General features: G+C 52.1%; 23 protein-coding genes and 1 pseudogene. 15 read left to right on the forward strand and 9 right to left on the reverse strand.

What is annotated here, in order from left to right:
- Positions 1-57: 57 nt before the first annotated feature.
- The 6 genes from ACR0FC_RS07900 to ACR0FC_RS07925 form a co-directional block, all read right to left on the reverse strand.
- Positions 58-816 carry a hypothetical protein gene (locus ACR0FC_RS07900; RefSeq protein ID WP_170339655.1) on the reverse strand — a complete coding sequence of 253 codons (759 nt, stop codon included), beginning with the start codon at positions 814-816 and terminating at the stop codon, positions 58-60.
- 117 nt (positions 817-933) lie between these two features.
- Positions 934-1764: a hypothetical protein gene (locus ACR0FC_RS07905; RefSeq protein WP_170339657.1), complete on the reverse strand. Its 831-nt coding sequence runs from the start codon at positions 1762-1764 to the stop codon at positions 934-936.
- Positions 1765-1768: 4 nt separating this feature from the next.
- Positions 1769-2062: a hypothetical protein gene (locus ACR0FC_RS07910; RefSeq protein WP_170339659.1), complete on the reverse strand. Its 294-nt coding sequence runs from the start codon at positions 2060-2062 to the stop codon at positions 1769-1771.
- A gap of 3 nt (positions 2063-2065) precedes the next feature.
- Positions 2066-2518, reverse strand: coding sequence for a hypothetical protein (locus tag ACR0FC_RS07915; protein ID WP_170339661.1), 453 nt, complete (start codon positions 2516-2518; stop codon positions 2066-2068).
- Between the two features lie 11 nt (positions 2519-2529).
- Positions 2530-3138 carry a thermonuclease family protein gene (locus ACR0FC_RS07920; protein WP_170339663.1) on the reverse strand — a complete coding sequence of 203 codons (609 nt, stop codon included), beginning with the start codon at positions 3136-3138 and terminating at the stop codon, positions 2530-2532.
- Positions 3139-3989: 851 nt separating this feature from the next.
- The gene (locus ACR0FC_RS07925) at positions 3990-4298 is read right to left on the reverse strand and encodes a transposase (RefSeq protein WP_217358605.1); all 309 of its coding nucleotides are present in this window, start codon (positions 4296-4298) and stop codon (positions 3990-3992) included.
- Here ACR0FC_RS07925 and ACR0FC_RS07930 point away from each other — a divergent pair.
- Positions 4281-4616: pseudogene (locus ACR0FC_RS07930) on the forward strand (transposase); the annotation flags it as partial. The gene ACR0FC_RS07925 and the pseudogene ACR0FC_RS07930 sit on opposite strands and share 18 nt — an antisense overlap.
- Before the next feature lie 176 nt (positions 4617-4792).
- On the opposite strand, the gene ACR0FC_RS07935 reads toward ACR0FC_RS07930, so the two are convergent.
- Entirely contained in the window at positions 4793-8137 is a 3345-nt protein-coding gene (locus ACR0FC_RS07935) for a hypothetical protein (protein WP_170339664.1), read from the reverse strand.
- Positions 8138-9011: 874 nt separating this feature from the next.
- On the opposite strand from ACR0FC_RS07935, the gene ACR0FC_RS07940 reads away from it, so the two are divergent.
- The 9 genes from ACR0FC_RS07940 to ACR0FC_RS07980 all read left to right on the forward strand — a co-directional run bounded on the left by ACR0FC_RS07940 (position 9012) and on the right by ACR0FC_RS07980 (position 16730).
- The gene (locus ACR0FC_RS07940; protein ID WP_170339666.1) at positions 9012-9278 is read left to right on the forward strand and encodes a hypothetical protein; all 267 of its coding nucleotides are present in this window, start codon (positions 9012-9014) and stop codon (positions 9276-9278) included.
- Entirely contained in the window at positions 9275-9511 is a 237-nt protein-coding gene (locus tag ACR0FC_RS07945; RefSeq protein WP_170339668.1) for a hypothetical protein, read from the forward strand. Before ACR0FC_RS07940 ends, ACR0FC_RS07945 begins: the two co-directional genes overlap by 4 nt.
- A complete protein-coding gene (locus ACR0FC_RS07950; protein ID WP_170339670.1) occupies positions 9489-9851 on the forward strand; it encodes a hypothetical protein in 363 nt (120 codons plus the stop codon). The genes ACR0FC_RS07945 and ACR0FC_RS07950 overlap by 23 nt, the downstream gene beginning before the upstream one ends.
- 206 nt (positions 9852-10057) lie before the next feature.
- Positions 10058-10741 (forward strand): nucleotide-binding protein, encoded by a 684-nt coding sequence (locus tag ACR0FC_RS07955; protein ID WP_170339672.1) that lies wholly within the window; start codon positions 10058-10060, stop codon positions 10739-10741.
- A 10-nt stretch (positions 10742-10751) separates the two neighbouring features.
- On the forward strand, positions 10752-11045 hold the full coding sequence (locus ACR0FC_RS07960; protein ID WP_170339674.1) for a hypothetical protein: 294 nt from the start codon (positions 10752-10754) through the stop codon (positions 11043-11045).
- Between the two features lie 597 nt (positions 11046-11642).
- On the forward strand, positions 11643-12710 hold the full coding sequence (locus tag ACR0FC_RS07965) for a hypothetical protein (protein WP_170339676.1): 1068 nt from the start codon (positions 11643-11645) through the stop codon (positions 12708-12710).
- A 74-nt stretch (positions 12711-12784) separates the two neighbouring features.
- Positions 12785-14437, forward strand: coding sequence for an AAA family ATPase (locus tag ACR0FC_RS07970; RefSeq protein ID WP_217358606.1), 1653 nt, complete (start codon positions 12785-12787; stop codon positions 14435-14437).
- Positions 14428-15909 carry a VWA domain-containing protein gene (locus tag ACR0FC_RS07975; protein ID WP_170339678.1) on the forward strand — a complete coding sequence of 494 codons (1482 nt, stop codon included), beginning with the start codon at positions 14428-14430 and terminating at the stop codon, positions 15907-15909. The genes ACR0FC_RS07970 and ACR0FC_RS07975 overlap by 10 nt, the downstream gene beginning before the upstream one ends.
- 248 nt (positions 15910-16157) lie before the next feature.
- Positions 16158-16730, forward strand: a complete 573-nt coding sequence (locus ACR0FC_RS07980) for a hypothetical protein (RefSeq protein WP_170339679.1) — start codon at positions 16158-16160, stop codon at positions 16728-16730.
- 679 nt (positions 16731-17409) lie between these two features.
- Here ACR0FC_RS07980 and ACR0FC_RS07985 read toward each other — a convergent pair.
- Positions 17410-17586 carry a hypothetical protein gene (locus tag ACR0FC_RS07985; RefSeq protein ID WP_170339681.1) on the reverse strand — a complete coding sequence of 59 codons (177 nt, stop codon included), beginning with the start codon at positions 17584-17586 and terminating at the stop codon, positions 17410-17412.
- A gap of 330 nt (positions 17587-17916) precedes the next feature.
- Here ACR0FC_RS07985 and ACR0FC_RS07990 point away from each other — a divergent pair, with 330 nt between their 5' ends.
- The 5 genes from ACR0FC_RS07990 (at position 17917) to ACR0FC_RS08010 (ending at position 22031) form a co-directional block, all read left to right on the forward strand.
- Positions 17917-18231 (forward strand): hypothetical protein, encoded by a 315-nt coding sequence (locus tag ACR0FC_RS07990; protein ID WP_170339683.1) that lies wholly within the window; start codon positions 17917-17919, stop codon positions 18229-18231.
- A 113-nt stretch (positions 18232-18344) separates the two neighbouring features.
- Positions 18345-18890 (forward strand): hypothetical protein, encoded by a 546-nt coding sequence (locus ACR0FC_RS07995; RefSeq protein ID WP_170339684.1) that lies wholly within the window; start codon positions 18345-18347, stop codon positions 18888-18890.
- Positions 18887-19534 carry a hypothetical protein gene (locus ACR0FC_RS08000; protein ID WP_170339686.1) on the forward strand — a complete coding sequence of 216 codons (648 nt, stop codon included), beginning with the start codon at positions 18887-18889 and terminating at the stop codon, positions 19532-19534. Before ACR0FC_RS07995 ends, ACR0FC_RS08000 begins: the two co-directional genes overlap by 4 nt.
- 103 nt (positions 19535-19637) lie before the next feature.
- Positions 19638-20654 carry a hypothetical protein gene (locus tag ACR0FC_RS08005; RefSeq protein WP_170339687.1) on the forward strand — a complete coding sequence of 339 codons (1017 nt, stop codon included), beginning with the start codon at positions 19638-19640 and terminating at the stop codon, positions 20652-20654.
- A gap of 57 nt (positions 20655-20711) precedes the next feature.
- Positions 20712-22031 carry a PAN domain-containing protein gene (locus ACR0FC_RS08010; protein WP_170339689.1) on the forward strand — a complete coding sequence of 440 codons (1320 nt, stop codon included), beginning with the start codon at positions 20712-20714 and terminating at the stop codon, positions 22029-22031.
- Here ACR0FC_RS08010 and ACR0FC_RS08015 read toward each other — a convergent pair.
- The gene (locus ACR0FC_RS08015; protein ID WP_170339690.1) at positions 22018-23151 is read right to left on the reverse strand and encodes a glycoside hydrolase family 3 protein; all 1134 of its coding nucleotides are present in this window, start codon (positions 23149-23151) and stop codon (positions 22018-22020) included. The genes ACR0FC_RS08010 and ACR0FC_RS08015 overlap by 14 nt on opposite strands.
- Positions 23152-23297: the final 146 nt, after the last annotated feature.

The following is a 23297-nucleotide window of genomic DNA, read 5'->3' on the forward strand; positions in this document are numbered from 1 at the left end:
CAATTTGACTGCGTAAAATCGCCTGACTGAGGCGACCCCGTTACCGAAGTCCTGAGGCTAGGGGCTACCTTGTTCATCGGTGAGCTGGCTCAATCGTTCGATTTCAATCACGCGTATGAGAAATGCTTTGGCTTCATCCCAGTCGCCGAGCAGTTGGTGCAGTTCAGGCAGCAGGCTGGACATCTCAATTGCAAATTCCAGTTCGCTAGATTTGGAATAAAACTTCTTGTCATTAGAATAATTGTAAATTGACATCGCCTGTTTTGCTATTTGCTCGTCGGACAAGTCGGATTTTCCTGCAAGCTGCTTACGTAAGGTGACGAAAATTGCGCGCGCCCTATCAATGCCGGAAAGACTTGGCGGAAGCTGATAGTCCACTTCATGGGGCGGTGGCGGCGGCATCGGAAATTCCATACTGCTGTTATGATCCAAAGCGACCATCGTGAGACCATCGCTGTCGTCTGATACCATTGGGAACGCGCCGTATTCGCTGCGCGCAAGCAACGTCGCGAACCATCCGACGTATGCATAGTCATTCAACTTTGATTTTTCCATTAATTCAGGAAAAGTCTTGATAAACTGAATCGCCAGTTTGTGGGCGGAAAGCCCTTTGCCTTCAATTTTGCCAAAGTAGTGTTCGCTTTCGCTATTGCTGTGACCTACTAATAGGCGATTGGGCGTATCGTCTTTGTAGAAAAGCCCGGAACTGACGGCATAGCGACTGGGAAAGAGATAGAACCTATACGCACCGGCACCGGTGAAACGGGGAAATAACCGTAACCCATGGAAACCCTTCCCATGAAGAATCGAAATCATGCGCAACAACCTAAGCGCCCTGCGATGTTCAGGCTTTTCAAAGGGTCTGGGTGGTTCTGAAAGCATTGCGTCCAGCTTTTCGTTCACGGGGGAAATCGAAGGAGGGGTGCGAATTTTCTAACCAAGGAAATAGAGTACGGCTATCCCAACAATCAACCAAATAACCCATCCAAAACCGCTGTCGCTCGACCCGGATATAGAACGGCTCGGCTTGCGAATACTGCCTTTTGAGATACCCTCATGTTCTTTTTCAAATTCCAGCCGGATCGCATGGTTTCCTACCTTGAATTCTTGAGTCGCAGACTTTGTGTGCTGCCCCTCGATTGAGCTCAAGTGTTCCTGCATCTTGGGCACCTGAAGACGTACACCTTGGAGCACGAGCTGACGCTCCAAATTCTGCATATGGTTCAGTAGTTGCTGTCGAATTCCAACATCCCCGGCAGAAATCCATTTGAACCTGTTTTCTAGGTTTTCCGGAATTACAAAACTCTTTATGACTTCATCGGTGTGGGTCGTAATCGCATCTACCACGTGATCAGTAGGCGTGTCATATCCAACGGTGAACACAACATTGGACTTGGGTCCAAGATTTTTCCAAAGGTTTCCAACAAGTTCATATTTTTTGTTGAGCGGCATCCTCGGCGGCAATAGCTTGAACAACCGCTCCGCCACGGTACCACTCATTTGGGTGTAACCTGAGCGCCATTTTGGGATCGTTTTTTCTGCATAGTTCTTGGCTGACGAACCGTAAATTCGCCCGTACTCGGCAAGGAGCGGAGTCAATTGGTTCTGGGGTAAAGAGAAGAAATACTCTTTTACGTCCCTATCCGTCCCGCCAAGCTCTTTTGACAGAACCCTCGCGTCTTCAATGTGTTGAAGAGCAGCTTCAAGACTGGCGCTTCTGGATCGGTGACCATAGCCCCGACCATAGTATTGTCTGCGAGCCAAACCATTAACCTCCCAAGGCCGCCTTCAATTTGCCAAGAAGACCACGTTTCGTGGAATCAAACGTGACTTGGACTTCGCCGCTGTCAGAGAGCAACGTTTTAGAATACTTTGCATTACTCCCTCCGGCAAGCAGGGCGAGAGTCCGTTCGACACTGGGTAATGCGTCTTCTTTAAATGAGTTGAGCAGCTTCCTGCGTTCTGGCTCGTCGATGGGCAATCCATCTGCGAAGCGTTGAAAGCTATCGGCAATTTGCTCAGAACTCTGGCCGATGGGTACTATGAACTCAAAACTTGGCAACCGTCACGCTCCAGCAAAAGCCGCGACGATGATCACCAGGGCAACGAGGCCACCAAAGATGTAGTAAGGCGTCCAATTTGTTTCACCTGTTTGAGAACGTGAGAGTTTCCCACGCTGCGCTTCGTCTGTGTTACCCATGATTATTTCGGTACGACCAATGTTCGTATCTTGTGTATGAGTGATCGTAACCGATGTGCCGTCTTTAGCTGCTTGACTCGTTGCGTTTCCTAGGTGGCTTAGCGTCGCGTGCAGCGCGTCTAAGTCGACCTTCATTTCATGAGCGGTCTTACTAACGTCCAGTATTCCCTTGTTGTAGTCAGCGAGCATTTGCTTGCGCTGTTCCTCGTCCAAACCCGCAAGGTCAATTTCATTTGAGGGGCCAAAGCTCAACTTGGTGGGCGTGTGGTCCACACGAACAGCAACTTCACTACCGCTTTTGGCATCTTTTTCAGACATGTTTTACCTTTCTAAAGTCTCTCGCCTGCTCGCCAATCATGCGGGCGAACGAATTGCCCTGCCCAAATTCCACGTCGAGCTTGTTTCGCTTGATCTTCGAGCGGCACATAGGCAAGATCGTACTTGCGATAAGCCAACGCCCAGCCGTTGGCGACCATTGTCGCTCCCACATCCGCCTCGCCGATAGCGCACCTCGCAACTATGCGCCCGTATCGGTCTAGCTTCAATGGATAGCATACCACTTCAAAGTTTGCAGTTTGCTGTCTCAAGAAACTGGCAGCTTTCTGACCGCAGCTATATAGTTGTCCATTTTTTCTGCAATTTTGCCCTTTTTCCGGTGCATCTATCCCGTGCAGACGAATTCGTGCTCCCCCAACGTCAATAGTATCACCATCCACAACCTGAACTCGGCCGACAATCAAGCCATCTGCATTGGCAACCGCAGATGAACCGACCAAGGCCGGCACTTTCAACTGATCAGAATTTGGCTCTTCGAAAGCCACTCTTGAAACGCTCTGACGTTGACCTGCATCACGAGTCGCCTCATCAAAGATAAAAAAAAGAGCTACTGCTGCAGGCGCGGCGATGGCCAACACCCCGACAGCAGTTGAACTCGTCATCCTATGAATTTTCAAGCGTCGTTCTCTACTTCAAGTCGATGCAGTACATTGTCTGAGGTACTGAGTAATCATCACTTTGTGATTTTTCTTGTTCCAAGTTGCCATTTTCTTTTGAAATCCTGCTCCTGACAATTGTGACATACGATTTTGAAGAACAGGCCCTCAGTTCTGTTGGTTGCGATAGGGCAAGGCTAGGTCGCGCTTATTGAGGCCCAAGTTTGCTCAAGGTATAGAAGATCTTCTTCCCACTGCCGAACCGCGACCTCTCTGTTCGGGAAGTTCTTATTGCTTGACGCCAATACGCGAATGACGCGATGGAGTTTGCGATACCGTTCTCGCGAGTTTGGCTCACCCCATTCGGCCATGTATGCGGGCGACGATACTGGGGGTAGAATTCCTGACATTATGAAATCCAACTTCTGCCGACGATCCCTTTCGGAGCCTCCATCGTTTCCAACTTTATAGCCCACGACCGAGAGAACACCGTTCTCGGGTGTGGAAGCCTTGTAGTTCCCGCTCTTGAAAAGCTCCAATCGGCATGCCCACTCTGCCTGAACTGCGTCGATTACTTTCTTCGCGTCAGGGTTTTCTGGATTTCGTGCAAGAAGCGCATGGGCATTGGCTACAAGGCGCGCCAAGCCGTTGTCGTCCATAGACGGTATTCGTTCTAGAACCTTCATGCATTCTCTAGCCGAACATCGATTCCAAAATAGAAAGCACGGGTATTGTAGCGCGACAACCAGTAATCCAAGTAAATACACCAAAAAAAAACGATAAGTGTTGTGTAGAAACAAGGATATCTACTTTGGGCCCAAAGCAATCATCCGACGCTTTCCTAGCAACTGTATTTCTCAGGCGGCCTGATTGGACCATTTGAGACGAGACTTGCAAAGCGCGTTTGCGATTGTGACGAGCTTGCGGGCGACGGCTGTGATGACAACCTTGTGTGGTTTTCCGGCGGCACGAAGCCGGTCGGCGAAGGTTTTTAGGAGCGGGTTATGATGGCTGGCGACGAGCGCCGCCTGGAACATCACGTGCCGTAACAGTCGGCGGCCACCTCCGATGGCGCGCTTGCCGCGCATGGCGCCACTGTCGCGAGCGACCGGAGCCAGGCCCGCCAGCGTGGCGGCCTGCTCAACCTGTTTGTTGCCGCCGGGCAAGTCAGCGACTACATCGGTGCTCGGGCTCTGTTCAGCAGCATACCAAATGCGGACTGGCTGCTCGGTGATCGTGGCTATGACGCCGGCTGGTTCCGAGACGCCTTGAAAGACAAAGGGACACGCGCCTGCATCCCCGATAGAAAGCAACGCAAGACGCCGGTCAAATACGACAAGCGCAGATACAAGTGGCGAAACCGCATCGAGATGATGTTTGGCAGGTTCAGGGATTGGAGGCGTGTGGCGACCCGCTAAGATCGCTGCCCCAAGGTCTTCTTCTCAGCCATCGCACTCGCAGCAACCGTCATCTACTGGTTATGAAGCCTGACCCTAAGAGACCCCCGGCGAGACCGAAGAAACTTGAGAACATTTCATTCAAAAGCGGCTCATAAGGGCGGCCAGCCGCTTGCGTCCGAGTTCGCAATGGCTCTGCATACACTCGCAAAGAGCTAACAGTGAACTCAAATTGAGTGACTTTGCAATAAAACGGGACAACTTCAGACTTGATCTGACGGACACCATGAAAGAAAGGTTCTAAAAACCTGAAACTTTGCCAGCGGCCCCGTTAGCGCTTCCAAACGATCCCACACATCGGCTTCCTCGCCGAACACCAAGGCTGTTTTCCTGCGGGGTTTGCGACCAGATTGTGTCTCTGGCCAGAACGCCACATGAAGCGGGCACTTTCCGTCAAATCCCCCTTCGTAGATAAATCTACATGGGTCTTTTGACATTTCTTTCGCGGGGGGGAGGTCGGTGGCGGCCAGCTGTTTGGATGCCCAGATGTCCGGCATGTATTTGGCGCAGTCGGTTGGCGAGAGAAACACGATGGCGTGCCTTGCAATGGCTTGTGCAACCCGGCTCCCTCCCTTTTTGAACGTGCGCCATGGTTCAATTCTGTCGACTGTGACATCCACAACCACGGGTGAAAGCAAGATCACCTGCTTCGGTTTTGGATTGTGAATGAGCCTGACCCGATCCATCGCTTGCTCGATCTCTGCTTCTCGGATCTGGCGCAAAACTCGATCTCCCCAGGGATCTCTGTGTGCTTTCACCTCAGTTGGCAAAACCCCCTTCTTCGTCCGGATTCCCCGCACGGTGGTCACGAAATCTCCTGATGAAAAATCATCACCTGCGGCGGCGGCATAGGCTCGCGCGGTCGCTTCCACGTCGACCAGAGGCGGTTGCTCCCTACCGATGATGATGGCGGCCTCATGTTGTTCCCATTTGTTCTGACCACGCAGAGCCCCGAAGTGACCGGCGCGCTCTGGATCCGAGATCGACAGCGACTTGATGACACTGCGGTTGCCAAAAACGGCGGCCTTCGGATAGCGCGCGATCACTTCCTCCAACCAAGCTTTCAGCCTTTGGTTTTCGCCCTGGATCTTCGGAGTCAGCGCCTGCTTTCCTTGGGTTTCATCACACAGGCGTCGCTTGGCGAAATTGCATCCCAAGACCTGCGTTATCACGGCATGGCGTTCCACGGGATATCGATGACAATCCAAGTCTGCACCAAATGCAATCCGTGCCATGTCAGGATCGGTCGTGCCATCGAGATAAAGAAAAGGGACCTCTCGCCCATGTTTCAACTCCTTGACCCTGACTGCGGAAATACAAGGTTCCCAAGCATGGTCGTCCGGGTATGGGCCACGTATGAAGACGGAAACAGCCATTTCATGCTCCCGTTCGATTTCCTGCCGCAGGCATTCAAATAGGAACTGGAGTCGATGGACTGGGCTTACTGCGGAACTTTTCAATCGCGCCGTCAAAAGCGAGAGATCCGCATGCGTCGCCTCTGCGGATCTGCCCCCTAAAGTTCTGCCTAGTATCCCCAGAATATTGTTCGGCTTGAGGGTCTCCAAATCCGCGATAGCTTGATCCAGCATCTCCCGTGTCACACCCGCGCTCCGAAGCATCTTGAGAGACAGGCCTGTTGATGCACCCGCTGCTCCAAGAAGAGCTCGCTTGACCGGTTGGATGGCTCTTTCCTGAACGAACAACGATTCGCAGACCTCTTCATCGCGAGCCTCTCGCGACCGCGTGAATCCGCGCTGAGGCGGAAGGATGACCTCCTCCAGCTCCTTAAGACTTACGTGGACTTCCTCGACCGCGAAGTCCCTCGGCCGCTCGTCAAAGACCGCAAGATCCGGCTTGGCTTCCCCCGGCAGCGGCAGATAGGCGAACTCGTGGGGGGCAAAGATCACCAAGCCAGCCTTTGCCTTAAGGTGGTGTTTGATGTCCGCTTCCTGCCGCAGGTATCCGCAATCGGTTTGAAACGGGCACTTCTTGCAAAGCGTCGAGCGAACCGACACCCCGTGTTCAGACAAGTGTTGCGCGGTTACGATTGCTCGGCACATGGTGGTTGAGCTGTCATTTGCAGCCGGATCCAGCCTACTACGCCCCCTCAAGACTACCGCTGGTGGCGAACCAGAGGGTGCGTATGCTAGGTAGTCCGCCAAGGCCTCTTCAGCTTTTTGGTGGTTTGGCAGAAGCATGAGTGAAATCAACCCGTGCGTGCTGTGCAGAAAGCCCGGATTATCACTTCGCCCCACCAGGAAGGCCGTTTTGCCGATGCCTTGGGCACCGGCGAGCAAGGCACGGGGCGCCGTTTCATTATGTGGGCGATCCGAGCCTTTCCATGCTTTTCCATGGAAAGCCATAGCTTGTATTCCCCAGGTTTCTAGGATCTTGGCGTGCCTTGAAATGGAATCTTCCCTGGGAAGCGTTGGCGCCGGATGGAATGGCTCCGTGACCATTGCAGGAGCAACCGCGCTGATGGGGCGGCCCATGCCAGTTTTCAGGCCATTTTCGACCACCTCGTCGGCTCTGGCGTAACCCGTCGATTGGGCGGCACTCAGAAGTGCGCTTTGGGCATCGCTCAAGGCAATCTCGCCGCCTGCTACATAGCCACCGATCAGTTGTGCTTGATTGAATATCGCGGGGTTGGAGGCCCCATTGTTGCGGATCTGCTCGCAAGCTTTGGACAGCAGTTCCTGCCCTAGCCTGGACGTCAATTTCTGACTTTCGGCTGGCTGTTTTCGGCAATCCTTTGCTTTTGCAGAGCTCGCTGGCCGTGGATTGGCAAGCTTTTCCTTGCCCTGGCTTGGGAAGGCAATCCCTGACGTGTCCAGCCTTTCCTTTGTTCCCTCGATCTTCCCTGACCGCGGGAGGCCCTTCAAAGGATCTTCAAAACCATCAAAAATCGGATTGGCCGTGTAATTTGGCTGGGCGATTGCAGCGAGAGATGTGTCGCTGCCGACAAGCTGGAATAGGTGTCTGCGTTCAAATGCATGAAGCGGGCGGTCTGCAAGGCACCAGAAATGAAACTTGGCCAGGTGCTCTTTGCCAAGGATCGCTGCACTGGACGACGCTTGCCAGACTACGGACACCTCATTTAGAGTGGGGAGGCGCTGGCAGATCTGATCCCAAGCCCACTTCGCCAAGACCGCCGGGTCTGCCCATCCGAGGTGATCCGGTTTCACGAGATCGTCGACGTCGAAGTGCAACAAGATGCTGCCTGAATCTTCCAGGGTTGCCGCACAATCCTCTTTTGGATGCGCCAGTCTGCGGATGCTCGTTTGGTCGCGAAATGCCGCTCTGACGGCGCCCATCACGATGACTTTGCATGGTTCTGTAGCAAGGCTCTGGATGAGTTTAGCCAGGTCGTCGGAGCCCTGGATTTCGACTTCGTCCGGTCGGAAGAATTTTGCTCTTCTGCTTCTTTCGACTCCGCTTGGGTGGAACCTCTTAGTCTGCGGTCTGTTGCTTGGGGCCTCCATAATCGTGATCCTGATTGGATCGGTCAGGTCGGTTGACCCGGCTGCTGTTTCGGCTGTCTTTGCCATCTTCTTTCTCCCGGAACCGCGAGGTCGGGGAGAGATCAATTCTTCGGTTCGCGAATATCATTTGCTTCAAAGTCACTGCTCGGTTCCGGCCGTTGCGGCTCTCAATATTGGCCAGCGAAATTGCTGACGGGGGCAGTGTCCGGGGAACGGGTTTCGCTGAGATTTAACGAGCGAGCTCCACCATCGAGTGTTCAGAGTTCGTTAACCATTGACCATGGCGAGGCCAGTCCTGGGCAACTCTTTGTTTGGATAACTTTGCGAGGCTTTTGACGCCTTTCCATTTGCGTGGCAACGCGAGAACATCGGGAGAGCTGCGTCGAAAGGAGAGCCGCCCTGACGATCTTGCGGCAGCGCTCAATCCATTTTCCGAAGCGATTGGTTCGATTGGCCTGGAAGCTGGCCCCATGTCTTCGTTTTTTGCGGCTGGTCTGAAGCGGCATGGTCTTGTTCCTGTCCTAATGGAGACGCGACGCGTTCATGCGGCGTTGTCTGTCATCCCGGCCAAAACGGATCAGCTGGATAACCAAAGCTGGGGATGCCAGTGTAAGGACCGCGCTCTTCGAAGCGGCGCATGTGTAAGCGGCGGTGCGAAAGTCTGCCACGGTAGCGGCGGGATGATCCTGCTGCGGGCGGTGTAGTAACTGGCCAGTTTTGGCCCTTTCTGGTTTCAGGGAGGGCCGGAGCATATTCACCGTCGAACTTTATCAGAAGGTTCGCCATGCGTATTGGCCGCCTGCCAGAAGGGCCTGCCTGAGCATGGGCTGGGGCGAATTGCCCGACAGCTTGTCCGCAGAGTTCACCTCGAAACTGGACAGCGCCGCTTGAAACTGGCGCAAATTCAAGGTTTCGTGCCCTCAACAAAAGGAGATACGGCATGAACCGATCACTCAGGCTCATGGTCGCATTCACTGTGATCGGCTTCGTGACCGGCTTGTTGTGGCCTATTGGCATCCTCATTGAGGCAGCCCTCACCGGGCCAGCGACACTGCCCGAACTCTTCTGGAGAGAAATGCGGAACCCCAAAGGCTTGACCTTCGTCTTCTTTATGTTGGCGACCATTGGGACAGTGGCTGGATTTCTCGCCGGAACTGTCGTCGCTGCATTTGAGCGATTACTCAGATGGGCTTGGAGCGGAAGATGATAGTCAGAACAGCGACGATCCTGAAGCGGATCGGAAATGAGCACCTCTCGTTGCATTGCGGTGCGGGGTATTGGTTTTTCAACTTTGATGACGGCGACATATTCGAGACCGATTCGGTTTACACCATGCGCCTGAACGACCTGAGCCTTGATCAATGGATGGCGGAAGGCCGCGTCTTCATCAAGCAAATCGAAGAAGTGAGGAGGACGCATGGCAGCACCCAAACCACATAGAGTTGGCCCGCGCCAGCGGGGGCAATGGACGGCCCCCGTTTATCTCTTCAATGCGAAGAAACCTATGGAATTACCTGTTTTTCATTGGCAGTTCTACGACGGAAAGAATCAGCACTATCACCACGAGGCATGGCGCGTCGGCGCTGACTTCGAGAAGCAGATCGAAGCGATGGAAGGTAGTTGGCTCGTTGTTTTTCAGATCGACCAGCCTGACGGGTCTTTCGAAAAATATGTCGGCCAGACTAGCGACACCCGGAAAGCGACGGTGTTTCAGATCGATGATTTCAAATACGACAGCATCACCGGAGATATCTCGTTCAAGGTAACTGGGCGTATCTAACAACCACCCAACCTCGATAAGGACCCCGCGATTGTGCGGGGTCTCGTCGTTTTGGCTACGCAAGTCTTTCCATGACAAGGCTGGCCCATCCATTCCAACACGTGGTTTCTCAAGACTTGCCAACCGAAGCCTGCGCAAGGATTTCTTAAATCTTTCCGAAAGGTCGATCTGCAAGAATGAATTCAGGCAAAATAAGGAGTCACCAAGTGCCTGTTATTTCATTTCTTTCGCCAAAAGGTGGGTGTGGCAAGTCGACCGCATGCGCGTTGATTTCACAAGAGTTTTCGCGGCTGAATTTGTCTTCGATCATCCTGGACACCGACCCAAAACAATGGCTGTTCAGTTGGGCAAACCTGAAGCCGCTAGATCCGAAGGTCGAAGTTCGACAAGTCGACCAGGAAGACCTCACCGAGGAAGTGTTCAAGGCTGCTCAGGAAGCCAGCTTTGTGTTGGTCGACGTTGAGGGCTCAAGTGACGCCAGCCTCATTGATGCCGTGTTGGTTTCCGATTTCGTAGTCGTTCCCTGCCGCGCAAGCCGGATGGACGCGCTGGGTGCGGTGCAGGTTCTCAAGCAAGTGCGCCAGAAAAGCCAGGTCCTCCGTCGAAATATTCCCGCCAGCGTTTTGCTCAATCAAACGGAGCCAGGCGCGGTTGAGTTCAGAATTACAGGGGCCATCAAGTCGATTCTTGAGGAAGCTGGTGCGCCGGTACTGAAAACACAGTTGGCGGCACGGCCAATTTTTCAGGCAATGATGAGCCTGGGAGGGGACTACCTCGATTTGCCCCGAGAGTTTCAAGGGTCATCTCCGAAGACAGCCCAAGCCAACGCATCGGCTTTGGCGAATGAGTTGCTTCTGACAACGCTCAACAACAATCACGAAGCGGCATGAGGGGACGCAAATGACCGCAGAACCAAGAATTCCGGCTTTAGGTAGCATTCTAGAGGATGCCGCCCAGGACATGCTGTTTGAGCGCAAAACAGCGGTGTCGCCGTCGCAGTTAAAGCTGGCACAGATGAGTCCTAGCCGGCGAAGGGCTGCGCTCAGGACAAAGACGTTCACAGCAGATGTGAACCCGGAGCTCTATGCAGCTTGGGATGACCTGCGTGAAGGCAAGGAACTGACGGTCGTCCGGGCTCTGGAGCTGTCCTTGATTGCCTTCTTGAAAGCAAATGGGAGAGATTTTGAACTGTGAATCCATCTTCCGGCGCTTTTCTGCGCCGGGGGAAACAGCGTTCTCTCGATGTTTGTTCGAGGTCAGTTTTCTCAGCCAAACCAACGAACAAACTTTGCTCATGGTGAGGCAATCAGAATAGCACCAGAACAAAAAAACAGAAGTGAACTGCTGCCGGAAATATCGGCCATTCAAGTGGGACTGATCAGCTTCAGTGAACCTCCCCCAACTTGGCATTTGGAGGTGACCCTAGATTTGTAGTCGCTTCGCCTAACCGAACTTTGGCGCGAGGCAGCCGATATTGAGAGAAGCAAATTCAGTGATGAGTCCAAGGGGGATGCGGTGCACCAGATCACGATGGTGGGTATTCAGTAGGGGAGTTCGTCGATTTGGCTCTGCTCGGGGCCTCGGATGATGGCGGTGACGGTTTTTCTCAACCCGCTGCAAGTAGCCAAACGAGAAACCGTGAGTTTGGTGTGAGACGTCGGTTTTTTTCAGCGGTCACAGCCATCTAACGAAAATTTTTGGTTTATTCGCAACCGTAAACCGGGCCAAAATCTGCCGCAATATTGACAAGTTTCGAAGTGAGATAATTTGCTGGATTGGCTAGGTGGCGGCGTGACCCAAAATCTTTCTCTGCGTGAGCTTTCGATTCTGGTTTGTTCATTGCCTATCGAACACGAAGAGGTTTCTTGTGTCGAGCAAGCAATGCAAGTTGGTTCTGAATACGGACGTGCTTGGTACGCCAACCAGAAAGAGCACTGGATCGGCTGGCTGGCGGATTACGAGGGGCCCGGAGCCTATGTGAAAGTACCCAACGGAAATGTTGCGGCTGAAAACGTCTATCGTCGGATGGTTTGTACGCCGGCGATATTTTGGCTGGTCGTTCAGTCTGCGTCTATTGGGCGAACCGCTACACAAGCCCTTGTCACATCCATCCTGGCAGATCCGAACGCTGCGATGGCAAGGCATAGCGCATGGATACGGCGTACAGTCCCGTGGGACTCGGTTCAATCGGCCTTGCTCAATCGCGCGCCGATTTCAAAAGAGGAGTTTAGCGGCGCCTGCGCAACGCTCCGAAAGACGCAGGAGAAGCTACGCATCCATTGTTATTCACAAAAAGCTTGGGCAGCGACACAAGAGTTCGAACAGACAGTAGACGAGGTTGAGATGGATATCAAAAAAATCATCCTGAGTTTACCAAGTAGAAGCATTGCTCAGCGGCAAATCATGCGCAAAAACGCTGAGAAACTCATTGGTGATGGTAGTAATGAAAAGCGCAGTGCCGCTAGGCAGTTGATTTCCGCGCTGGATGAGCTGGAGGAGCGGGAGCGCGAAGCCTTGAATCGCAAACTTTCGGGAATGAAGCCGGCCGAAAGGGTTATCCATGCGTTCATCCGCGTACCTCCCAGTGAGACCGAGACTCGACTAATCCGTGTCTTGATGGACCACCCTGGATCGACATCGACGGAACTCAGCCGCGCTCTAGGCTGGGACGCACAAACCTGGCATCTGCATTTTGGAACGATGTGCAAAAGCCGTGAGGCAGATTTGTGGCCTGCGGACCCTTCGGACATTCGTGATGCAAGCTTCTACAGCGGCATTCTCGCAAACTTCGATAAAAGAACCGCTTCATGGGAACTAAAACCTGAAGTTGAGGCAGCATTTCGAGATCTGGGTATTTGATTGCTCCGAAGCACCGAGCTCTGGAGGGCCGCACAGAAGATGACCGCTCTTTCAAGGCAAGAAGGACAAAAGAATTGAACAAAGAAGTTTCGACACCAAGCGGAACACCCGTTTTCAACAATACGAATGCTGAGGGTCGAAAGTGCCAAATAGTCAGCGAGGGCAGACTCCCCCAATGCGGGCACCAAGCGCGTGTGCGGTCTCTTATCGATGTACTTTGCGAAGGCATGTTCGAGCGCGAAGAGATAATTTCGGTCGCTCTTCTCGGGGCCATGTGTGGCCAGAACATCTTTCTATTCGGTCCTCCAGGGACCGCCAAAAGCCTGATTTCCCGTCGAATTGCGAGCGCGTTCGAGCGCCCTGATTACTTCGAATACTTGATGAACAGATTCAGTACACCGGAAGAAGTCTTCGGGCCCGTTTCTATCAAGGACCTTAAGGCGGATAGGTACACGCGCAAAACGGAAAACTATCTGCCCACTGCCGAATTCGCTTTTCTCGACGAAATCTGGAAGTCCAGCCCAGCAATCCTGAATACACTTCTGACGCTTGTGAACGAACATATTTTCAGAAACGGCACAAAGGTCGAGTCGGCTCCCCTTAAGGCGTTGATCGCTGCATCCAACGAAACGCCCGAGCCTAACCAAGGACTGGAAGCACTTTTTGATCGCTTCATTGTCCGACTGTTGGTAGGGCCAATTGAAGACTCAGGAAACTTCGAATGCCTTTTGAACAGTAAACCAACCGAAGCGGAAGTCGATGTTCCCGAGGGATTGGCCATTACAAAGGAGGAATGGGCCGATTGGCGCAATCGCATTCACAATGTGTCGCTGTCCAAAGAGACCTTTCTTATCATTGGTCTGATACGGGCCGAACTGGCTAAGCGGTACGACGAACTGAAAGTCTATGTTTCAGATCGCAGATGGCAGCGGGCGGCAACGCTGATGAAAGCGTCCGCGTTTTTTAATGACCGTGCGGAAACGAACCATAGCGATGCGATACTACTGCAACATTGCCTTTGGACGCACGCGGATAACCGCGATGAAGTCATGGATATCGTCGCCCAAGCGATCAAGGAAGCTGGTTTTGACAGCGGGTTCAATCTTGCTGACTTGGATCGGCAAAAGGACAGCTTGGACAAAGAAATTGGGACAGAACTTTATCATACCGAAGATGTCTATGACACTGTCGACATTGGGTCTGAGACCTACTGCAAAGTTCAGGCTGTGGCGCTACTCCGGCAAGAGAAAAAGCACGAAAAGACTTTTTATATTCCGTTCTCGAAAATGAAGACCAATGATAAGTTTCATCCAGTTGATGGCAGGGGAAACGAGATACAAGAAATAACCTGTGATTTTGATGGTCAAGGAACCTGCAAATTCAAGTATGATAAGTACAATCTCTTCCCTAGTGGCTACTACAATAGCTTCGACATCATTCCGAAGCAGTTTCAGCCCCGTATTCTTTTCAAGAAGGGCGACAAGAAAGTAGACATAAACGCTCGACTCGTAAAAGATCTCAAGGCAAGCGGTGCTGAACTGAGAAGAGCTTACAAAGCCGCTCTTCTGGGTGTGAAGAAGCGGTTTGAAGGGTACGATGCGGAACTGGCCTCTCCGTTTGTCCCTAAGGCAAAATCCCAAATAGCACTGGCTGGAATTCGCGATCAAATCGAGAGCATCGAACAGCGGATTGCAGACTGCCACAGGCTTGAAGCTCTATGCGAGTGAATGCGGCCCTCGAAGAGGCGGGCGATATCTGGTCTGCGTTAGCGCGCTACGCTGATATTCTAGATGATGCGCAAAGCCTCAAGACTCATATTCAGGAAAAAATCAGGGTCTGGAAACAAGAAGCGGGCGACATCGTGGAAGCGGAGTCGCCATTCGGCGATCACGAACGCGCTTTCGATGAATGGAGACAACTACCTTCAAAGAAGCGAAAGCTCAGATCGGTACGCAAATCCGCCGTGCGGGATTACCTAGAACTGTGCAAGGCTGTTGGGCAACCGGGCAACGAGGCATACTGGAAATTGCTTTACACGGCAAGAAAACCAAAAGGCGCTTTGGGTGAAGCTCTCGGTAAACAGCTTGTTTCAACTCAACAGTTGACATTTGAGTGGCAAAAAACGCTCGACAGAGCGCGAAGCGATTGGGAACTGGCGAGAATTGCAGAGCTCCGCTCAGAGCTGATCCGAAGGATTGCTGAACTCCTAGAGATGTTTCAAAAGCTGAAAACTTCGCTTGAGGTGCTTGGTCTCGACAGTGGGGTTTTGTTCAACTTGTCGGGTGGGAGCCTATCTCCGCAAGACATCGAAGAGTTTCGTCGCTGGGCTCAATATTTTGCTGAAGATGAAGGTGTTCGATCACTTTGTGACCTATTGGGCAAAATGCGGCAACTGGAGTCTTCCGAGCGGATTGAGCGCGCCAAGGTATCGATAACGGTCGAAGTTCAACAGCCAGACGTCAACTCGAAAGAGGAAATAGTCGGCGTTCGGCTTGGTCGCGACTTGGAGCATGCGCTGCCTAGCGAACTGGCTCTACTTGCTGACTCGGAAACTGAGTTACTATTTGATATTAAATACTTGGAGGCGAGGCTGATGTGTTTTGACATGCAGGGTATCCAAACCAGCAGTCAAACCGTTGAAACCGAGCAGGACATCCAGACGATTGAAAAAGAACAGCTGGGGCCGATGATCCTTTGTGTGGATACCAGCGGATCCATGTCCGGAACCCCAGAAACAATAGCCAAAGCCGTAACTCTGTTCATGGCCACCAGGGCAAGAGAGCAAAAGCGCCCATGCTATATCGTCAACTTTTCTACCGGGATCGAAGTTTTTAACATGTCCGAGGGTCTTCAGTTGGACCGTCTGATGGATTTTTTGAAGATGTCCTTTCATGGAGGAACTGATGTTGCTCCCGCCCTCCTTCATTCATTGGAGGTGATGGAAAACAAGACCTATGAAAATGCTGACGTGCTTGTCATTTCTGACTTCATCATGGCGAGCTTGCCCGATCACGTATCGAAGAAAATCTGTGAGCAAAGAGCCAAAGGAAATCGATTCAACTCACTGATCGTGGATCGTTCGTTCATGTCACGGCGCCTAGAGAGCCTCTTTGATCATGAATGGGTCTTTGATCCGGTTTCAAGCGGCATACACGAACTGATCGGTTTTCAGCGACGCATTTCCGAACAAGTAGTTTGAGGGCTGTTCTTACCATCTCTTCTTGATGATAGCTCAATTTGCGAGATTGGGCCGGTGGTCAGCCTCAATTGTCTGCAAAACTTCAGACTTGATCGTAATCGGTGCGCCGCGCCCACACTTTCGGCGTAGCGCCTGGGCATGAGTTCTTCGAGGCGGTTGACTTTGAGGTTCTTTCGCTCGTCACCTAGTACCCATTTGTGTTTGTTGGACTTTTTTGCTTAAGAAAGAAAAGTGATTTGAGGTGCCCAATGACAGAACGCGGTAGGCTAAAATTAACATTGATTATTGCCTTGATGGCGGTATCCGCCTTCGGCTACTGGGCATTCCAGAACCAGAGAGCTTCTAAGCAACTTGCTGAGCAGTCGAGGGCTGACGCCGAAACGCGCCGTTTGGCCGAACAGCAAGCCGAGCGTGAAGCGCTTGAAAGCTGGCTAGCCGGAATGACAGAAGAGGATTTTCGAGTAGCCGGCAGAAAATGCGTCGACGCTGTTACTAGTGAACTGGAAGACAGAGATTCGTTTGGCTGGGACTTCATCGACTGGGATCCCTATGAGTTCTCGTCCATCAAAACTTCAGTCTACATGGGTTTGAACCTTACTGCCTTTGGCTCGGAAACCTCTGGCCTTGCGCTGATAGAGGATCAGGTTCCAGTTTTGATCCGGAACAGGCAATCAGGTGGGACTTCTTTTGCATTCAGGTTCATTGTGTCCGAGCGAAGAGAAAGTTACAGCGGACTGAAGCAGGTTCTGTCTCACTATGTCTGCCGTATTAGCAGTCCTGAAAACATTCTTGTTTATCAATCGGATCAAATTGTCTTGTGAATTAGCGGCAGTAGCAGTTGCGGATGGCGTACGTTACCGCAGAGACTCACGGTAGCTTGGTTTGTGAAATAGAAGCCTATGAGGCCAAAAACCAATACACAGGCACCCTGAAGTAAAATTCTTTTGAGATCGGCCGGATTTTCTATCCGGAATTAGCTGCGGTCTGTTCACAGTTCCAAGCAATCGCTTCTTTGATCGATGAAGGCGCTCACGTTCGTCACGAAATCATAGTGTGTGGCTACAATAACGACGACCTACGCTGCGACGTTCTTCTTCTTGATGGGAAAGTTCTAGGCTCTTGGTACATGGATGATGAAGAATGGTGTCACTTCACAGAGTGCGGCAGCGAAGACGTGACGTGCCAGGCGCCGTCAGCTTAGCTGATGCATGATACTGACCCAGCCCCATCTTCCGACCGTTTCGAAAATGCGGATGCGGCCGTAGACATGGCGTTCCTTTCTCGTTTGTAAGCGGTTCACTTGGGGTGAGATTCGCAGCCGGCTCTCGACAGATGTGTCGAAGCAGTCGGGGCAGCACCGCGCTGGCGCAAGTCCACTTCCCGACCATTTCGACCAATGCTGCGATCAGCATCCAGATCTGGGTGGATTTGCCCGCCGGCTTCTTCTTGTCCAGCGCCAGTTATTGGGACAGCGGCACAATAGCCACCATTTGGATGAGCCTAATCGACCGCGTCTTCTGCCGTTTTCTCTAGCCCCAGCTTAACCAGTTCCCGGATTGCCTTTGTTCGCGCTCGAATTCTGTTCTTGAAGCTCCAGTCATCAATCGCATCGATTTCGCCCTGCGGTAGATAGATATGCAGCCGGACATTTTTCTCTTTTTCAACTTCGTCTGACATGTGTGCCTCCTACGCTCAAAGATGGTCGCTTCCCGCCTTTGTGTCAATTGTGGCATTGACACATTCGATAATTTTTGGCACAAATAGCCCACTAAGCACAAAACTGATTGGAGATCGCCATGGTCCACATTGCGAAAGAAATCTACCACCAGCTGCATGTCGCGGCCGTCATCATCCATGTCACCCTGGTCTTCGGTGAGCTGTATCACCTGATCCCGAACGCATAAGGGAAGATCGAGATGTTTCCGCCAGTTAGCTTCCAGATATCCTGGCCAGAACGGTCCATCACTATGGAGCCCTCTAGACAGACGCCTGTGGCCTGACCAACCGATGCCGACCCTTCCGGAGCGGTCGCAGAGGCTGCTGTGGCTTCACGATTTCCACAAAGGTCAATTTCAGAGACTTCGTTTTCAAGATTTCGGGGGACACCCAAAGGCTGCAAAAGAAATCCGATTTGTTGATTTTTATGACCCCCGCCAAATTCGGATCACCGGGATCTTTCTGCTTGACCACCTCCAGTTTCCCCCGGTAGACCTCTGCTCCTTTGCTGGTTTGGGCATGGAGTTCCAAGAATACTTCGGCTTGGCAACCTGGGAAAATCTCAATGTCCGCGATAGTGATCAGGTGCTGATCCCCGAGTTCTAGGATTCCCAAAAGTACCGGTTTCCCGTTTCTCCCGAATGTCCTCGATTTGTATAGAGTGACCTGCGCAACTTGTCCCATCCAGATTTCTCCTGCTGCTAGAAAGCAGGTTGCTCTTGGCGCGCAAGGCACAAGCACGTTGCCTCGGCTCGGCCACGATTTTGTTTCTTGCAAGCGGCGAGACACTTTCCTCCGCAACTGGCATAGCCAGTCGTGCTGAAAGCCGGGGCCGAGCTGAGGAGCAATGCACATTGAGGAAGACAACACAAAAGAAACAAACAGAAATGATAGGTCTACGGGTTGATCGGGATTTGTTCGCAACCATCAAGGCCAAGGCAGAAGAGAACGGCATCTCACCGACATCCTTTGCCCGGATTCTTATTGCGGAAGCCCTTGGATACAGTGAAAACCTGCCAAGGGAACGCGCCAGGAGAAGAAGATCGAAGAAACCGGTTCCATCCGAGTTGAGGAAAGCGGTTCAGGTTTTGGCGCTCCTCATCGATATCAGTGCAGACCTCAAGTTCTTGGCGCACAGCTTCAGAGAAATGTCCGCACGAGAACAAGTTTCCGGTTCCGACCTCGAAAGCGCCAGGGTCTTGCTCGCAAAATCATATGATGGTGTTACCGAAATCCGCACCCGTCTGTTGGGGCGAGCTCAATGATCATCAAGTCGACAAGGGTTCCTGCTGGCCGGGCAAGACAGATTGCAAATTACCTGTCCGATCAAAAAGACAACGAGATAGTGACCTGGCTTAAGGGCCGTCCCCACGACATTTTGACCATGGGCGAGATCTCCAGCTTGGCCGGCAAAGCGTTTGCGGTCCGGCATTTTTCCGTGTCACCAAATGCGAAGATGACAACAGGGGATCTGGCGCTCGTGATCTTGGAAATCTGCCGTGAGTATGGTGTTCCAAAGACTTCCGCAAGCCGGATAGCGGTCGTTCAACACCAGAAACGGCGCGCGTCCGAGGCTGGAAACGAAATACACTGGCACTTGGCTGTCCCGGAAACGCATGCGGAAACCCTGCGAACGCTGGAAAGCTCTTTCTTCAAGATCCGGAACGAGAAGGTTTCCAGGATCTGCGAAATCAGGTTGGGACATCCAGTGGTTCCCGGAAGGTTCAATCGAACGGTTTTCTTAGAGCTTCAAAAGACGCGTCCGGAACTGGATCTGACTGTTTTCGAGGCCGCATTGCGACAGGCCGCAGCCCAGTCACCGATGCAGGAAGACGACTGGCTAAGTTACCGAGCCAAAGCCGCCTTCTCGATCAATCACAAGAAACCGTTGGGGCGAAAGCTTGTATAAGGTCGGTTTGGGCGCCAAATAACGGAATTCTGCAAAATAGAACAAACACCAGCGATACACTAATATTCTCGCACCCCGAGACAGCATACAGGCAGAGGTCAGCATGGATTGGTTTGAGGCGATTACCGGCTTTCAGGAAACGGATTATCACAGCACCCAATCGTGCTTGTCGGTGCAAAATGGGCTTCTCTGTTCGCAATTCTCAAATCGTAGAGCTGCCGTAGGAGACCTGCAACTGCCTTCTTTGGCAGAGCTGAGGAGTTCAGGTTTGCTGCAACACAAAAATAAGTGCCTTTCCGTGTCCAACATCTCCGGGGATATCAGGCAGATACACCAAAAGTCCCGGTTCGAAGGTGCATTGTTTCAGGTAGCCTCGCAGTTCAACGCCCTTGAGATGGTGAGCCCAAGCGTTTCACCCCAAGACGGTGTTTCGGGTTATGCATTCGACCGAACGCAGGGACCTGCGTGTGCAATTGCTGCCGGCGCCGCCACGATATACCGCAACTATCTTCACCCAGTAGGGGGCGGGATAGGGCAAACCGGAAACCGGCAAATCAACTGTCTGGCTGATTTGGCACTCGCACTTGGAAGCTTGCTTAAGACAGATGCTGACAACCTGTTGCCGATGAAAAATGGATACGCACTACCAAGCAATTCAAGCCTCAAGCGCATCAGCGCTCTCCTCAGCGCGATGACACAGTCTGAGCTAGATGATCTGAAAGGAAGACTTAGAATAGGACTTCACTCCGATGTTGAAGTCACAGACGTACAAGCTGAGAAACCGTTTCTTGTTTCGCAGGCATTTTGCTCTGCCCTTCCGGTCGCTTACTCCAGAATCAGTGCCCAAATTTGGGAACCATTTGCACGCCTTGTGCTCGAAGCTGCATACGAAGCAACATTGTGGGCAGGGTTGATCAATAGCACGCGCGGCATATCCAATATCGTTCTGCTTACCCGACTGGGTGGGGGTGCGTTTGGAAATCGTGACGACTGGATCGACGAAGCAATGGAAAAGAGTCTACGATTGTTTTGTAACAGCGGGCTAGAGGTTGTTTTTGTGAGCTTTGGATCAATCCCAAAGTCGATGATAGATCTAGCTGAGAAGTACGGAGGAAGCTGAAATGAGCTGGGATTTTCGACAGCCTAGGGTCGCGGTGGTGCCTTCAGGAACCTTCTGATGTCCGCGGAAAAGGAAGCCAAAATAAAGGTGATTCGGCGCTGCCGCAGAGACGCCACAACATCACCGAAATTCTTGATACCATCTACCTACAACAGAAGATTCCGGGACCTCTTTTTCATGCGAGCCAGCCTATTCGCAGCCTGCACATTTCTCGCAATGATGCCTAGCATCGCATCTGGAGAAAGCGAAAGCTACGGCAGCTATCGGTACTACGACGAACTGCCGAGTGTTCTCTTTTTGGTGGGAAAGATCAAAGATGGAGATTCTTTTGAACTTCGTCGCGCAATGCGAGATCATGAAATCAATCTGGTTGTGACAGCGAGCGCGGGCGGAAGTGTTTACGAAGCACTTCAGATGGCCAGCATCCTGCATGACAGAAGTGTTGGCACCTACATCCCAGAAGATGCAAGCTGCGAGTCTTCATGTGCAAAAATATTTCTCGGTGGCAGAAAGCGTATGGTGCTCGGCGAGTTGGGCGTCCACCAGTTTTACTCTGGTTCCCCGGATGCTGCGGCCCCAGGTAGAAAGGATGTCACAACTGCATCCACCCAATACACGACATCGGATATCATTGGGATCCTTAATGAGTTTGACACTCCACCCTTTGTCTATGAGAAGATGTTTGGGACGGAGGACATTTACTACTTCAAATCCGCCGAGAAGCAAAGACTCGGCCTCGGAATTGACGATCAGAACTTCTTGGATCAAGTGGCTGAGGTCGATAAATTTTTGACTGTGACGCCAAGCGCCCTGACTCGCCCAGACAAACCACCAGTCTCGCCTGAAAAAGATCAAACAGCGCGACCTGCGCCATCTGCACAACCACCAGTGCCTCAATCAAATCCTAATGGCAGTAACAAGTTTAACAATATTGACTTTTTTGGGATGGACCTAAATTCTCAGGGCTTACGGGACGTTAGCCTCTATCAATGCGAAAATTATTGCAAACGCACCCCATCATGCGCTGCTTGGAGCTACGTACACGCGACCCGATGGTGCTGGCCAAAATCTGGTGTCGAAAATGTAAGTATAGCCGCAAATGTCACCAGCGGCATCATCGATTATAGCCGCATTAACCAAGATGTTTTTAACCGACCCTTCGTAGAGGCGACCGGTTTGGATATTCCGGGATATGACCTCTATCCGAAGGGCCTTCGCAACATGTCACTTGACCAGTGCCGGCATGCCTGTCAGGCTACAAACGATTGCGTTGCCTTTTCCTATGTGCCGAAGCAAGCATGGTGTTTTCCGAAGTGGGGCGTCGGAGATTACAGACGCCAGCTTGGAATTATCTCCGGGGTGATCAATGAGAACTGACCAGGGTTGCCCGGAACTTCCGAGCAACAGTAGCACGCTCCGCAATGATATCCGGGCTCAGGACACCCTCAATAATCGCTGACTGGAGTGATTGATTGACCTCGGCTATCGAATGGATTGAATACTGGTCTTTGTAGTTGGAATAGATCAGAAGAGTGTTCCCAGCCTGAACCGCAGCCACACTGGCACCAGTGGACGGAAAGAGGTCAGTGATTGCGGCCATTTGCATATCATCCGTGATCACCGGCCCTTCAAATTCAAGTCCCTCTCGCATCTCTGTTACAGATCGCTTGGAGAGCGATGTAGGGAGCCACGGCTCATCCGAAAGATACTTGTGGAGTACATGCGAATTCATGATGGAATCAGCCAACCCAACGCGCACCAGCCGTTCGAAAGGCGCAATCTCTTCAGGCCTCCATGTCTGAGAGATGTCTACGCTACCTTTGTGACTGTCTTCGAAAGATGAGCCATGCCCAGGGAAATGCTTCAGGCAGGTTTTCACACCAACCGACCGGTGAGCCTGAATGAAAAGTTCAGCGAACCGAAGAACATCATCAACGCTTCGCCCGAAAGCGCGTCCCTTCGAACCGATGATTGGATTGAACGGATTCACATTTAGATCGACAACAGGCCCTAAGTTCAAGTTCACTCCAACCTCAGCCAGCTCCCTTGCTCGCTCCGTATAGTAACCCAGTATTTCTTCACTGCTGCGACCAGATTTGGACAGGGTTTCAGCTGACATCCACGACATGAAGCCGTTGTAGGGACCCACACGTGTCACGTGACCGCCCTCTTGGTCTATGGAAATGATAATCGGTAAATCAGGCGAAGCCTCCTGCAATGACGATGTTAAACGGTACAACTGTTCAGGAGATTTGATATTGCGCTTCAGGAGCATGATGCCGGCCACATCACCCCGCTCAATATGGCGCCTAACCTGGTCAACTTCCGGGTCCGCTGGGATGGTACCTCGGAAACCTGAAATCAATAGCTGTCCCGGAAATGAGTGCGGACCTCCGTGGGCAGATGACGCTAGGCCGCCACCAAAGATACAAAATGATGCCTGGGAAAGAACAAAACCCCTGCGACTAATCATTTTGAAAACCTCTTTTTCATCCATTGCCCTCCACTGTTCAGGCTATGGTCCCCTTTTGACCGTTGGTGATACTCCCACGGGGTAAGCCCGTCGAGGCACGAATGCGGGCAGTTGTGATTGTAGTCGCCGCGCCACGGAGCCGTATTGCATTGGTTTGTCTGGTGCGATGT

The organism is Ruegeria sp. BB9 (assembly GCF_056539345.1).

Coding starts and splice junctions, on each gene's coding strand:
- ACR0FC_RS08000 (WP_170339686.1), top strand. CDS start 18,887: ATGATCATCAAGTCGACAAGGGTTCCTGCTGGCCGGGCAAGACAGATT.
- ACR0FC_RS07990 (WP_170339683.1), top strand. CDS start 17,917: ATGCCGACCCTTCCGGAGCGGTCGCAGAGGCTGCTGTGGCTTCACGAT.
- ACR0FC_RS08015 (WP_170339690.1), bottom strand. CDS start 23,151: ATGGATGAAAAAGAGGTTTTCAAAATGATTAGTCGCAGGGGTTTTGTT.
- ACR0FC_RS07960 (WP_170339674.1), top strand. CDS start 10,752: ATGACCGCAGAACCAAGAATTCCGGCTTTAGGTAGCATTCTAGAGGAT.
- ACR0FC_RS08005 (WP_170339687.1), top strand. CDS start 19,638: ATGGATTGGTTTGAGGCGATTACCGGCTTTCAGGAAACGGATTATCAC.
- ACR0FC_RS07945 (WP_170339668.1), top strand. CDS start 9,275: ATGATAGTCAGAACAGCGACGATCCTGAAGCGGATCGGAAATGAGCAC.
- ACR0FC_RS07900 (WP_170339655.1), bottom strand. CDS start 816: ATGATTTCGATTCTTCATGGGAAGGGTTTCCATGGGTTACGGTTATTT.
- ACR0FC_RS07980 (WP_170339679.1), top strand. CDS start 16,158: ATGACAGAACGCGGTAGGCTAAAATTAACATTGATTATTGCCTTGATG.
- ACR0FC_RS07985 (WP_170339681.1), bottom strand. CDS start 17,586: ATGTCAGACGAAGTTGAAAAAGAGAAAAATGTCCGGCTGCATATCTAT.
- ACR0FC_RS07915 (WP_170339661.1), bottom strand. CDS start 2,518: ATGTCTGAAAAAGATGCCAAAAGCGGTAGTGAAGTTGCTGTTCGTGTG.
- ACR0FC_RS07920 (WP_170339663.1), bottom strand. CDS start 3,138: ATGACGAGTTCAACTGCTGTCGGGGTGTTGGCCATCGCCGCGCCTGCA.
- ACR0FC_RS08010 (WP_170339689.1), top strand. CDS start 20,712: ATGTCCGCGGAAAAGGAAGCCAAAATAAAGGTGATTCGGCGCTGCCGC.
- ACR0FC_RS07940 (WP_170339666.1), top strand. CDS start 9,012: ATGAACCGATCACTCAGGCTCATGGTCGCATTCACTGTGATCGGCTTC.
- ACR0FC_RS07975 (WP_170339678.1), top strand. CDS start 14,428: ATGCGAGTGAATGCGGCCCTCGAAGAGGCGGGCGATATCTGGTCTGCG.
- ACR0FC_RS07950 (WP_170339670.1), top strand. CDS start 9,489: ATGGCAGCACCCAAACCACATAGAGTTGGCCCGCGCCAGCGGGGGCAA.
- ACR0FC_RS07935 (WP_170339664.1), bottom strand. CDS start 8,137: ATGGCAAAGACAGCCGAAACAGCAGCCGGGTCAACCGACCTGACCGAT.